Here is a 12,877-nt window from a genome sequence, read left to right on the forward strand (position 1 = left end):
TGTCCCGCCCATCAGCTCTGATGGGCGGGACAACTCACTTCCGGGCCACGAATGCTGAACCGTGGCGGCCAGGGACTCAATCGTCCTTGGTGCGCCTGATCGCTGTGCGAGCAGCCTCGCGGTTCACGGCGCTGATCGCGGAGATGGGGATGCCCGCGGGGCAGACCTCCACGCATTCGGCGTAGACCGAGCACGGGCCGAACTCCTCCTCCGTGGTGGCCACCACGGAACGAGCCCGCTTGGCGCGCTCCGGTTTGCCCTGCGGCAGCGTGGACATGTGGGACAGCAACGCACCGGAGAACAGGTGGGCCGCACCGTTGGGACAGGCCGCAATGCAGGCACCGCAGCCGATGCACCCGGAGAAGTCCAACGCGGTTTCTGCCACCTTGAACGGGATCTGCCGGGTGTCCGCATCCGGGGCGGTTCCGGCATCCACGGACACATAGCCACCGGAGGCAATCACCTTGTCCAGAGCCGTGCGATCCACCACCAGGTCCCGAACCACCGGGAACGACGCCGCACGGAAGGGTTCGAGCTTCAGGTGGTCGCCGTCGTCGTAGCTGCGCAGGTGTTGACGGCAGGTGGGGGTGTTGGGGACCTTGCCGTGGGGGACGTCGTTGACCGTGATCCCGCAGGTGCCGCAGATGCCTTCCCGGCAGTCCGTGTCAAAGGCGATCGGCTCGTCCCCGGCTTCCACCAGTTGATCGTTGAGTCGGTCCAGGAGCTCCGGCAGGGACATCTCAGGGGTGGCGTCATCCACCTGGTAGGTCACAAACCGCCCTTCAGCTTCCGCGTTCTCCTGCCGCCAGACTTCGATGGTCAGTTGCATGTGTCTCTCCTCAATTCACAAGTCGTGGCCGGTCAGGCGTAATTTCTGGTCTGCAGGGGAACGGCGCGGAACTCCAGGGGTTCTGCGTGGCGCACCGGTTGGCCCGGGTGCAGCCCGTCCCCGTCGGTGTGTTCCCAGGCGGAGACAAAGCACCACTGGTCGTCGTCACGCATGGCCTCACCGTCAGGTGTCTGGTGTTCCTCCCGGAAGTGGGCTCCGCAGGATTCGTCCCGGTCCAGGGCGTCCAGGCACATCAGCTCAGCCATCTCCAGGTAGTCGGCAATGCGCCCGGCGCGCTCCAACTCCTGGTTCAGTTGCCGACCGGTGCCCGGGATCCGCAGATCCGTCCAGAAGGCCTCCCTCAGGGCCCGAATCTCCTTGAGCGCGTTCTTCAAGCCGGATTCGGTGCGGGCAACGCCGCAGTCCGAATACAGGATGTCCCCCAGCGCCCGGTGGAAATGATCTGCACCCTTGGTCCCGCCGATGGACAGCAGCTTTTCCGTGCGGGCACGGACGTCCTCAACGGTGCGTTGAACGGCCGGTGCATCCAAGTCCAAGGGGGCCTCACCCAGGTGGTTGGCCAGGAAGTTGGGGATGGAGTACGGCAAGGTGAACCAGCCGTCCACGCAGGCCGAGAGCAGGGAGTTGGCTCCCAACCGGTTGGCCCCGTGGTAACCCCATCCGGCCTCACCTCCCACGAACAGGCCGTCCACGGAGGTCATCATGTCGTAATCACTCCACAGGCCACCCATGGCGAAGTGGGCGCCCGGAGCAATGCGCATGGGCTCGGTGTACGGGTCCTCGCCGGTGGCATCAAAGTACATCTCGAACAGGTTGCCGTAGCGTTCCTCGATGGTTTTCTTGCCCAGCCGGTCAATGGCGTCGCGGAAGTCCAGGTACACGCTGTTGCGCAGCGGCCCCACACCATGCCCGGCCTCGATCTGCTCGCGGGCGGCCCGGGAGGAGATGTCACGCGGGGACAGGTTGCCGTAGGAGGGGTACTTGCGCTCCAGGTAGTAGTCGCGCTCATCCTCCGGGATCTGGTTGGCCGGGCGGTCATCGCCAGGATTCTTGGGCACCCAGATCCGGCCGTCGTTGCGCAGCGACTCACTCATCAAGGTGGTCTTGGACTGCCAGTGCGAACTCACCGGCAAGGCCGTGGGGTGGAACTGGATGCAGGACGGCGAGGCAAAGTACGCTCCCCGCCGGTGAGCCCTCCATGCCGCCGTCACGTTGGAGTTGTGGGCCAACGTGGAGCGGAAGTACACGTTGCCGTACCCACCCGTGCACAGCACCACGGCGTGAGCCGTCTCGGCCTCGATCTCACCCGAGTACAGGTCACGGACCACCACACCCTTGGCGCGGCCGTCGTCCACAATCAGGTCCAGAACCTCACGGTGGGTGCGCAGATCCACGGTGCCCAGGCCCACTTGGCGCTGCAAGGCGCGGGCCGCGGCCACCTGAAGCTGCTGACCGGTCTGACCGCGCGTGTAATACGTGCGGGAGACCTGCACGCCGCCGAAGGAACGGGTCCGCAGCTCGCCACCGTACTCGCGGGCAAACGGTGCGCCGATCGCGTCCATGTGGTCGATTACCCGCACCGATTCCTCACCCAGCCGGAAGCAGTCCGCCTCCCGGGCACGGAAGTCACCACCCTTGACGGTGTCCTTGACAAAGCGTTCCAGGGAATCGTTGTCCACCTTCTTGGCCCGGGCCGAGTTGATGCCACCCTGGGCTGCCACCGAGTGGGCGCGGCGGGCGGCGTCGTGAAAGGTGTAGGAGACCACGTTGTACCCGAGCTCGCCCAGTGCCGCCGCACATCCAGCGCCGGCCAGGCCGGTGCCCACCACAATCACCTTGAACTTGCGCCGGTTCAGCGGGCTGACCAGCTTGTAGTCCAGTTTGCGGCGGGACCACGCGGTGAGGGGGTCCCCGTCAGGCACATTGCCGTTCAGGGGCTCGGAGCTGTAGGTGACAAATCCCTTGGTGCTGGCGGGCCTCTGCTTGCGCACGGATTCCGCACGGGACTTGGCACCGGTGTCCTGACCGGATGCCTCCACAGACGGCCGCTCCTGCGGGGCCTGCAGATCGGGGGAGTCCTGCTGCGGTTTGGCCACGGCATCATTCGGGGCGTTGTTGCCGGGGGAGGCCGAACCGAAGGTGGAACGACGTTTGGAACCGAAATCACGGAAAGAGTTCACTGGAGCACTCCTGTCAGGACAGCCACGGGAATGGTGATGTTGCCGATTGCCACCGCCAGGCCGAACAGCAGCCCCAGCCCGGCCAACGCGGAGAACACCCGCGGGCGCACACCCACTCCGAAGTCGACGACGGCGCTGACCACACCGTGCGCCAGGTGCAAGGCCAGGCAGAGCATGGCGATGATGTAGAAGGCGGCCACCGGCCAGCGGCTGAAGGAAGCCACCAGATTGGAGTAGGCGTAGGAGGTCTCATGGGTTGCGTGCTCAAAGGCCTCCGGGCCGGCCGGGGGGACACCCAGGGTCAGATCCAGGATGTGGAAAATGATGAACAACAGCAGCACAACACCGGAGACCATCATGGTGCGGGCTGCAAACACGTCCAGCCCCAAGCCCCGGCGCTTCCAGCGGCCCCGGGCAGTGGCACCACGACGCCGTAGCAACAGTGCGCAGTAGACGTGGGCGATCAGGCACGCCAACAGAACCACGCGCATGATCCACAACAGACCCTCATAGGGCAGCACCGGGTAAAAGGCCACACGCAGCCAATGCGCGTAACTGTTGAAAGCCTCAGCACCTTGGTAGATCTTCAGATTGCCGATCATGTGCACCAGCACAAAAATGGCAAAAGTGGCACCGGTGGCGGCCATGATCAACTTGGCGTAAACCGACGGCAAACCGCCGCTGCGCCCGGCTCTGGGCGTGGTGGACTGAGGTGACCGAGAAGTCAGTGACGTGGACATGGCGGCTCCTGGCAGCATCTGCAGGCGCCGGTTCCAGCCGGGCGGTCCGGTAATCCCGGCACCTGATTCCACCCTATGGACCCGGTTTCACAGGGCGAAGCCAGTTGCCCAGTTGCCAGCACGCCCCAGCCAGGTGAGGCAACGGATGTGCGTCACCGGTCATCCGCTGTACCGGATCAGCGGTTGATCCGGTACTCGGCCTCCGGCCCCACACTGTCCACCTTGGAGAAGCCCGCCTTCTCCAACAGCTCTTCAATGTGCTCGTTGTCCTCCGGAACCGAGGCCCGGATGGTGGAAACCTCCGGGTCCTCAAAAGCCAGAGTGGTCAGGGCAGCCAGGCCTTCCGCGCCGTAACCGTGGCGGCGGCTGGCCGGGGCCAGGAAGCCCACCACCTCCAGTGCGCCGTCAATGGGCGCGGCGGCAAAGCCCGTGGAGCCGATGACCTGACCAGAGGCCAACTCAACACACGCCAGCGGGGAGTACATGGTTTCTGTGAAAAAGAAACCTCCCGCCTGGGCGATGTCCTTGAGCTGATCCACGGATTCAGGGATGGGGAAACCGGTGGCAAAGTGATCCAGGCTCACGCCGTCGATCACCGCCTCGATCTCCTCTTCCGTGAACGGTCGCATGAGAAGCCGCGTGGTGCGCACCTCTTGGGCATCTGGGGCCCCCGGATGGATCTCCTGGTTCACGATGCTCTACCACCTTCCGAGGCATTCACCGGGCCGGTCCTGCGGACTCAACCGAAGTACTGAGGGAGCGTGGATTCGTGGGCCTGCTTCAGCTCCGGCAACGGAATGGAAGCAGTGCCCATCAGATCGAGGGCGTCATTGACCGCGTCAACCACGCCGATACGCGCAAACGGATAATTGCGCATGGTGCACATGTCCTTGAACCGGACCTCCTCCGAGCGCGGCACGGAAACCACCGCCCGGCCCTGGGATTCGGAGAACAGCATGGTGAATTCATCCACGCCGTCACGCTCAGCCACTTCACCCAGCCCGATCCTGGCACCGGTTCCGAACCGCAAGCACATCTCCGCCAGGGTGGCAGCCAGCCCGCCTTCAGAGACGTCGTGAGCGGCATCGATCATGCCGTCCCGGGACATGTTGATCAGCAACTCGCCCAGCAACTTCTCCTGAGTCAGGTCCACCTGGGGCGGCAATCCGCCCAGGTGCCCGCGCAGCCGCGCCCATTCGGACCCGTCCAGCTCATCCGCGGTGGTGCCCAGCAGGTAGACCGCCTGGCCATCGGCAGTGGCGTCCCAGCCGGAAGGGGTACGACGACGAACATCGTCCAGCACGCCCATCAAAGCCACCACCGGGGTGGGATGAATGGCCTCAGTACCCGTCTGGTTGTAGAGGGAGACGTTGCCGCCGGTGACCGGCACACCGATTTCCAGGCAGCCGTCTGCCAGGCCACGGACGGCCTCGGCGAATTGCCACATGACCTCCGGGTCCTCCGGGGAACCGAAGTTCAGGCAGTCGGAGACGGCCGCAGGCCGTGCCCCTGCGGTGGCCACGTTGCGGTAGGCCTCGGCCAGAGCCAGCTTGGCGCCGTTGTACGGGTCCAGATAGGCGTAACGGCCGTTGCAGTCGGTGGAGAGGGCAACCCCCAGTCCTGTTCGCTCATCCACGCGGATCACACCGGCGTCGTCGGGCATGGCCATGGCCGTGTTGCCCTGGACGTAACAGTCGTACTGGTTGGTCACCCAGTCCTTGGAACACAGGTTGGGGGAGGCCATCAACTCCAGGACGGCGTCCTTGACGGCAGCCCCTGACGGGCGGTCAGCATCAGCGGCGGACCCGGTGAAGTGGTCGGCCTGGATTGCGTCCTGACGTTCGGGCCGGTGATAGGGGCGTTCGTACACGGGTCCGTCGTGGGCCACGGTGCGCGGATCCACGTCCACGATCACCTCACCCTGCCAGTCGATGATCAACCGGCCGGTGTCCGTGACCTCACCGATCCACGAGTACTCGACTTCCCACTTGTCCAGGACGGCCTCAAAGTCCTGGACCTTCTCCGGGGTGACCACAGCCATCATGCGTTCCTGGGATTCGGACATCAGGATCTCGCCAGGCGTCAGGGAAGGATCACGCAGCAACACGGAGGAGAGGTCCACGTGCATGCCGCCGTCACCGTTGGAGGCCAACTCGGAGGTGGCGCAGGAGATACCGGCCGCTCCCAGGTCCTGGATGCCTTCCACCAGGCCGGCCTGGAAAAGCTCCAAACAGCACTCGATCAGCACCTTCTCCGCAAACGGATCCCCCACCTGGACGGCGGGGCGCTTGGAGGGCTTGGAATCGTCAAAGGACTCGGAGGCCAGCACGGAGGCACCGCCGATGCCGTCGCCGCCGGTGCGGGCGCCAAAGAGTACCACCTTGTTGCCGGTGCCAGAGGCGTTGGCCAGGCGGAGGTCCTCATGGCGCAGCACGCCCACCGCCAACGCGTTGACCAGCGGGTTGGCCTGGTAGCAGGGATCGAACTCGACTTCACCGCCGATGTTGGGCAGGCCCAGGCAGTTGCCGTAACCACCCACACCGGCCACGATCCCGTGGACCACGCGCTGGGTGTCCGGATGGTCGATGGCGCCAAAACGCAGGGGGTCCATGACCGCCACCGGGCGGGCACCCATGGAAATGATGTCCCGCACGATCCCACCCACGCCGGTGGCAGCACCCTGGTAGGGCTCCACGTAGGAGGGGTGGTTGTGGGACTCGATCTTGAAAGTCACGGCCCAGCCGTCCCCGATGTCTGTGACACCGGCGTTCTCGCCCATGCCCACCATCAGGTCCTTCTTCATCTCATCGGAGACCTTCTCCCCGAACTGACGCAGGTGGACCTTGGAGGACTTGTAGGAGCAGTGCTCGGACCACATGACCGAGTACATGGCCAGTTCCGCGGCAGTGGGGCGGCGGCCCAGGATCTCCACGACCTTCTGGTACTCGTCCTCCTTCAGGCCCAGCTCCGCCCAGGGCAACTCCGTGTCCGGGGTCTGCGCGGCGTGCTCCACGGTGTCCAGGTGGAACTGTTGCTCACCCTGTGCCTCCTGCGTGGCGGAGCCGGACTGCTGGGGGGAATCGGTCTGCTGGGATTCGTGCTGCTCGATCATGCGCGGGAGCCTCCGTTGATCAAGGTGTTCAGAACTGAGGTGAACAGGCCCAGCCCGTCCGTACCTTCTCCCATGGCAACCTGCCCCTGGGCGGTGGAATCAGGGCCGAAACCGGCTTCCACGGCGTGCTCCGGGTGGGGCATCAGACCCACCACGTTGCCGCGGGCATTGGTCACACCGGCAATGTCATTCAGCGACCCGTTGGGGTTGTGGCCTACGTAGCGGAAAGCCACGCGGCCCTCAAACTCCAGCATGTCAAGGGTGGTCTGATCGCAGACGTACTGGCCATCGTTGTTCTTCAGCGGAACCACGATCTCCTGGCCCGAGGTGAAATCAGCCGTCCAGGTGGTACCGGCGTTCTCCACCCGCAGCCGCTGATCCCGGCAGATGAACTTCAAGTGGTTGTTGCGGATCATGGAGCCCGGCAACAGATGGGACTCCGTCAAGATCTGGAACCCGTTGCAGATACCCAACACCGGCAGGGCGTCGTCGCTGTTCGCGGCGTCGATGATCCGACTCATCAAGGGGGCAAAACGGGAGATGGCACCGGCGCGCAGGTAGTCCCCGTAGGAGAATCCGCCGGGCAAGATCACGGCGTCCACGCCCTGCAGATCCGCATCCGCATGCCACAGTGGTACGGAGGTGCCACCGGCAATGTCCACGGCGCGTGCGGCGTCGCGGTCGTCCAGGGTGCCGGGGAAGGTCACGATGCCCACACGAACGTCCTTGAGGGCGGCATCCGGGGCGGGGGAGGAGAGGTCAGCCACCAAGGGGGCTTCAAAGGTGTTGGCACTCACGGGCTCAGGCCTCGGCAGAGTCGGAGTTGTCGATCACGCTGACGTTGACCACGTCCTCGATCACCGGGTTGGAGAGCATGGTCTCAGCGGCGTGGCGGGCTGTGGCCAGCACCTCCTCCGTGACCTCACCGTCAACTTCCAGTTCAAAGCGCTTGCCCTGGCGGACACCGGAGAAAGCGGTGATCCCCTGATGGGGGAAAGCTCGCACAATGGCCTTCCCCTGCGGATCCAGAATCTCCGGTTTGGGCATGACGTCAACAACAATGCGGGCCACGGGCGCTCCTGTGCAGGATGGTGCGGACGAGTCAGCAGCTGAGGTCAGGCCCGGATCACAGCGGGCTGGTGACACAGCAACGGACGGACAGGTTGAGTGTAGCCCCGTGGACGCCTGCCAGGCAGTCGGCGGTGCGCCGGGCCGTCATCGCATTGATGGCCTCATGGCGGCGATCACACGGCGGGCGCCAGTCATCGCGTGGTAGGCCATCGGCCACACCGGGAAATCCCACGCGCCGGAGTGTTCCACCACGTAGCCCCCAAATGAAGCCTTGAACTTGCTGAAGCCTGCCCACGGGTGCTCAGGGTCGTCGCTAGGCGCAATACCGTAAAGGTCAGCCACCAACAGCCCCCGTTCTTTGGCGTCCAGGATTGCAGTGACAATCAGCGACTGATGAGCGCGTAGTTTGCTGAAGTCGCGGTCAGAGGCCCCGTGGGCAAAGATGCGCATGTCACCACCGTCCACGGCCAAAACGGCGCTGACCACGTTGTTCTTGTGCTCAGCCAAGAACAACGTGGAGTCGCCCTGTGGAAGGGTCGCCTGAGCCAATGCGGCGAGTTCGGTGTGCGCGTGTGGCGTGAACCCTTGGCGGGCAGCGGTCCGGTCGATGAGCTCTGTCAGGTGGACCATATCTTTGGGATCGTGGCTGGTACGGATCTCCAATCCTCGTTCAGCGGTGCTGCGATACACCGTGCGATTCGTGCCAGTCATGTTTCCCAGAATCTCCTGGTCCGATGCCCTGAGGTCAATGCACCTGGTGCGCCGGGGCTGAAGGTCCGCCGGGGCGGAAACAAAGCCCCAGTGGTGGAGCAATGCCGCTTGGCGTGAGACCTCTACTTTCAGTGTCGAGCGGTACCAGGGGCCAGCTGTAGGCGGTTCAACTCTTAGAAACATTGCGCGTTGGTTGTGGGCAACCCCCCGGGCCCACCTGAGCGCTTGTTCCAGCGCTTCTGCATCCTGTGCCACCGGACCGTACGGCAAGTACAAGTATCGGCCGAACCGGCGGTGTTCCAAGATGGCCAAGGCGTGCCACCCGGTACCCACACCGCTGAACGTGGATTTCCCCCGGCCACGGCACACGGCCTCCCACGTGTCAGATTGCAGGGGAGAAAATGCCGATCTGGGAGATGTGGTCACCACACGCCGTCCTGAGTCTCTGATTCTTCGGTGGGCCCGGACGTCCGCCGGTCGCGTCGCCTGATATCAGGTCCGGTCATCAGAACCATAAGGCAACTCTTTAGAAAATTGAAGTACTTTGTCTCGTACGTTTCCCTTGCTGGAACGTCGACTCACGATCGCTGTCGGTGTGACAGGCCGAGGAAAATGCCCGCCGACATCGCAAAGAGATGCGCGCTGTGGCATGGAACCGGTGCCGAACCCTCACGGGACTCGCCCATCACGCCCTGATGGCCGAGTCCCGTGAGGGTTTGGCACAGAGCAAGGCGCCCGTCACGTGCAGTGGTGCGGTGTCGCGGACGTCTGCGACACCGCACCACTGTCGGCCATTCAGAGGGGATTCACGCTCACTCCGTAGCCACCGCAATCGCTTGAGCCCACCGGAAGAACTTGTTGGTTCCCAGATCCTTGACGGTCTTGATGTTGAAGGCCTCCTTCAAGTGCTGCGCATCCGATTCGGAGACTCCCTTGAGCGCATCCACCGGTGCTGCTGCCACCTCCTCCAACGACTTGTCCTGCCATGCCTTGTCCAACTTGCCGTTCAATGCGGTCATGATCAGCCCTTTCGTTCGGACCTCACCCGGAGCCCAACACGGGTGGTGAGGTGTTCCACCGCCCATGTTTGGCCTGGCCGGACGGGGGCACAAGGGCAACCACGAATCCCTGGGCTTACCCACGGTGTCCTCATGGCTGGCCCAAAGTTGTTCTGCGGTATCCACTGAGCAATCACCTGAGCAGCGTTCAGATGGCGGTCAGCTTGCGCGGATCCCGGCCGAATGGGCAAGCAGCGTTTCCGTCACGTCCAGCAGGCGCTCGCGGATGGGTTGCGCACGGCGTGCAAAGTCCTTTTGCCGCCTCACGTACTCGGCTTTGCCTTCCGGGGTTTCCACGGCAACGACGCCGTAACCCCACTCCGTGAGGTCATACGGGGAAGCTTCCATGTCCGTGGCGCGGACCTCCAGGGCCAGCTCGAAGGCATCAGCCATCAACTCGGAGGGGACGGCCGGGTACAGCTTGTACGCCCACTTGAACAGATCCATGTTGGCGTGCAGACACCCGGGCTGCTCCAGGTCGCGCTGGGTTTCTCGCGTTGGCTGAAGTTGATTCATGGGTGCGGCCTCCGGGGCGAAGAACCGGAAGGCGTCAATGTGCGTGCACTTGAGGTTGTTCGCCTCCACCACCGCATCCGTGCCATCCGCACCCAGCCGCAGCGGCAGTTGTTCATGGCGCACCCCGTTGACCGCTGAACGGTAGGCCATGGCCCATTCGTGTATCCCGAAGCACCCGAACAACCCCGGCCGTGCCGCGGTGCGGCGCACCAACATGTCCACGAACTCCACAGCACTGCCCCGAGCGGCCAGGAAGGCCTGCAGATCAACGGTGACAGCGCGGTCGTCGTCGTGAATCCCCACGGCAGCGGCTTCCGGGCCCTCCACGGCGCGCCAAAATTTCTGGCCCGCGAATTCCTGGGCAGCGCCCAACAGTACGACGCCGGACCCCGGGCTCCAGCGTTCGAACTTGCCAGGGGAGAAGGAGTAATAGGTGAACAGGAAGTCGTTGACCGGGTCTTTCAGGCCGCGGTGACGACGCAGGCGGAAAGGCTCGGTCCACTCGCGGACCCGCTGCACGTGAGCGGACTGCGCAGAACGCCACTGCCCCGGCTCCAAGACCAGGGCAGTGGCGTTCGTGCTGGGGGCAGAGTCGGTCACCGTGGGGCTCAGCGGCCCGTCCCCGCGTACACGGTGGCGTCCTGCTCCGAATCCAGGTTGAACGCGGTGTGCACGGCGCGCACGGCGTCATCCAGGCGGTCCGCTGCGGTGATCACGGAAATCCGGACCTCAGAAGTGGAGATCATGTCGATGTTGATGTTGTTGGCCGCCAGTGCGTCAAAGAACGTGAAGGAGACGCCCGGGTTGGACTTCATGCCGGCGCCCACCAGGGACAGCTTGCCCACCTTGTCGTCGAACTCCAGGCCTGCGTAGCCGATCTTCTCCTCGGCGGCACGCAACAGATTCATGGCCAGCTCGCCCTGGGACTCCGGCATGGTCACGGACAGGTCCGTGGTGGGGTCATCAGCCACGGAGACGTTTTGCACAATCATGTCCACGTTGACCTTGGCGTCAGCCAGCAGGCGGAAGATGGTGGAGGCAATGCCAGGGCGGTCCGGGACGCCCACCACAGTGACCTTGACCTGGCTGCGGTCATGAGCGATTCCGGCGATCAGGGGCTGTTCCAAGGGGATCTCCTTTGTGGAGGTGGAGAAAGTGGTGTCGTCTTCGCTGGGGATCACCCAGGTGCCTTCAGCGCGGGAGAAGGAGGAGCGGACGTGGAGTTTCACGCCAAAACGGCGCGCGTACTCCACGCAGCGCAGGTGCAGGATCTTGGCGCCGTTGGCAGCCATTTCCAGCATCTCTTCACTGGAGATCTCATCCAGCTTGTGGGCCTTGGGTGCAATGCGGGGATCAGCGGTGAACACGCCGTCCACGTCCGAGTAGATCTCACAGACATCGGCCTTCATGGCAGCAGCCAGCGCCACCGCGGTGGTGTCCGAACCGCCGCGGCCCAACGTGGTGATGTCCTTGGTCTTGCGGTGCACACCCTGGAAGCCCGCAATGATCGCGATGTTGCCCGCCTCCACTGATTCCTGAATGCGGAACGGGGTGACCTCCACCAGAGAGGCCGCACCGTGGTCCCCGTCCGTGATCATGCCCGCCTGAGACCCGGTGAAGGACTGCGCCGGTGCGCCCAAGTCATTGATGGCCATGGCCAGCAGGGACATGGAAATGCGCTCACCGGCGGTCAGCAGCATGTCCATTTCACGAGCCGGCGGGTGGGAGGAGACCTCGTTGGCCAGGTCAATCAGTTCGTCCGTGGTGTCACCCATGGCCGAAACCACCACGACGACGTCGTTTCCGGCCTCCTTGGTCTCCACGATCCGGCGTGCGACGCGGCGGATGCTGGCCGCATCCGCGACCGATGATCCACCGAACTTCTGCACGATCAAGCTCATCTGCTCTGGCTCCCCAGGTTTTGCGCTGTGTTCTGCTTCCCCGCTGCCGTGTTGCTGCGCAGGGCTCAAACCATGGTACCGGCGGAGGTTTGGTGGTTCTGACGGGGTTTGCCCCGCCGGTATCGGGGACTGGGCTCAGTTCACGGTGGTGCGGCCCTCGAACGCGCGTCCCAGGGTGACCTCGTCCGCGTATTCCAGGTCCCCACCCACCGGCAGCCCGGAGGCCAGGCGGGTGACCTTGATGCCCAGTGTTTTCAGCATGCGAGCCAGGTAGGTGGCGGTGGCTTCACCTTCCAGGTTGGGGTCCGTGGCCAACACAATTTCCTCGATCGACTCGTCCGAGAGTCGAGTCATCAGCTCACGGACCCGCAGCTGATCAGGCCCGATGCCCGCAATGGGGTTGATGGAGCCTCCCAGTACGTGGTAGAGGCCACGGAACGACTTGGTGCGTTCAATGGCCATGACGTCCCTGGACTCTTCCACCACACAGATCACGGTCTGATCCCGGCGGGCGTCCCGGCAGATGGCGCATTCGTCCTGCTCGGCCACATTGCCGCAGATCTGACAGTGCTTGACCCGTTCCTTGACCGCGCTCATGGCATCAGACAAACGCTGAACGTCTTGGCGGTCAGCGTCCAGCAGGAAAAAAGCAATGCGCTGAGCCGACTTGGGACCCACACCGGGCAGGCGACCGAGTTCATCGATCAGGTCTTGAACTGCACCTTCGTACACGTCACA

12 protein-coding genes are annotated in these 12,877 nt (G+C 64.1%); all 12 read right to left on the minus strand.

What is annotated here, in order from left to right; all coding sequences use genetic code 11:
• Nucleotides 1-76: 76 nt before the first annotated feature.
• The 12 genes from GTW58_RS00590 to recR all read right to left on the minus strand — a co-directional run bounded on the left by GTW58_RS00590 (nucleotide 77) and on the right by recR (nucleotide 12,871).
• On the minus strand, nucleotides 77-829 hold the full coding sequence (locus GTW58_RS00590) for a succinate dehydrogenase/fumarate reductase iron-sulfur subunit (RefSeq protein WP_119932117.1): 753 nt from the start codon (nucleotides 827-829) through the stop codon (nucleotides 77-79).
• A gap of 32 nt (nucleotides 830-861) precedes the next feature.
• On the minus strand, nucleotides 862-2,772 hold the full coding sequence (locus GTW58_RS00595; protein ID WP_370448254.1) for a fumarate reductase/succinate dehydrogenase flavoprotein subunit: 1,911 nt from the start codon (nucleotides 2,770-2,772) through the stop codon (nucleotides 862-864).
• Nucleotides 2,773-3,026: 254 nt separating this feature from the next.
• Nucleotides 3,027-3,770: a succinate dehydrogenase cytochrome b subunit gene (locus tag GTW58_RS00600; RefSeq protein ID WP_047691490.1), complete on the minus strand. Its 744-nt coding sequence runs from the start codon at nucleotides 3,768-3,770 to the stop codon at nucleotides 3,027-3,029.
• Between the two features lie 176 nt (nucleotides 3,771-3,946).
• On the minus strand, nucleotides 3,947-4,462 hold the full coding sequence (locus tag GTW58_RS00605) for a GNAT family N-acetyltransferase (protein WP_052209684.1): 516 nt from the start codon (nucleotides 4,460-4,462) through the stop codon (nucleotides 3,947-3,949).
• A 47-nt stretch (nucleotides 4,463-4,509) separates the two neighbouring features.
• Nucleotides 4,510-6,882: a phosphoribosylformylglycinamidine synthase subunit PurL gene (gene purL / locus GTW58_RS00610; protein ID WP_119932118.1), complete on the minus strand. Its 2,373-nt coding sequence runs from the start codon at nucleotides 6,880-6,882 to the stop codon at nucleotides 4,510-4,512.
• Nucleotides 6,879-7,652: a phosphoribosylformylglycinamidine synthase subunit PurQ gene (gene purQ / locus GTW58_RS00615; protein ID WP_209436244.1), complete on the minus strand. Its 774-nt coding sequence runs from the start codon at nucleotides 7,650-7,652 to the stop codon at nucleotides 6,879-6,881. The genes purL and purQ overlap by 4 nt, the downstream gene beginning before the upstream one ends.
• 31 nt (nucleotides 7,653-7,683) lie before the next feature.
• Nucleotides 7,684-7,953: a phosphoribosylformylglycinamidine synthase subunit PurS gene (locus tag GTW58_RS00620; RefSeq protein ID WP_119932120.1), complete on the minus strand. Its 270-nt coding sequence runs from the start codon at nucleotides 7,951-7,953 to the stop codon at nucleotides 7,684-7,686.
• 144 nt (nucleotides 7,954-8,097) lie between these two features.
• Complete coding sequence (locus GTW58_RS00625; RefSeq protein WP_342453283.1) at nucleotides 8,098-8,664, minus strand: lipid II:glycine glycyltransferase FemX; 567 nt, start codon at nucleotides 8,662-8,664, stop codon at nucleotides 8,098-8,100.
• A gap of 812 nt (nucleotides 8,665-9,476) precedes the next feature.
• On the minus strand, nucleotides 9,477-9,683 hold the full coding sequence (locus GTW58_RS00630) for a hypothetical protein (RefSeq protein WP_119932122.1): 207 nt from the start codon (nucleotides 9,681-9,683) through the stop codon (nucleotides 9,477-9,479).
• Between the two features lie 198 nt (nucleotides 9,684-9,881).
• Nucleotides 9,882-10,838: a 3-methyladenine DNA glycosylase gene (locus tag GTW58_RS00635; RefSeq protein WP_232817910.1), complete on the minus strand. Its 957-nt coding sequence runs from the start codon at nucleotides 10,836-10,838 to the stop codon at nucleotides 9,882-9,884.
• A gap of 8 nt (nucleotides 10,839-10,846) precedes the next feature.
• Entirely contained in the window at nucleotides 10,847-12,139 is a 1,293-nt protein-coding gene (locus GTW58_RS00640) for an aspartate kinase (protein WP_047691505.1), read from the minus strand.
• Nucleotides 12,140-12,274: 135 nt separating this feature from the next.
• Nucleotides 12,275-12,871 carry a recombination mediator RecR gene (gene recR / locus GTW58_RS00645; RefSeq protein ID WP_119932123.1) on the minus strand — a complete coding sequence of 199 codons (597 nt, stop codon included), beginning with the start codon at nucleotides 12,869-12,871 and terminating at the stop codon, nucleotides 12,275-12,277.
• Between the last annotated feature and the right edge of the window lie 6 nt (nucleotides 12,872-12,877).

This window comes from Kocuria subflava, assembly GCF_012163155.1.
Taxonomy (GTDB): domain Bacteria; phylum Actinomycetota; class Actinomycetes; order Actinomycetales; family Micrococcaceae; genus Kocuria; species Kocuria subflava.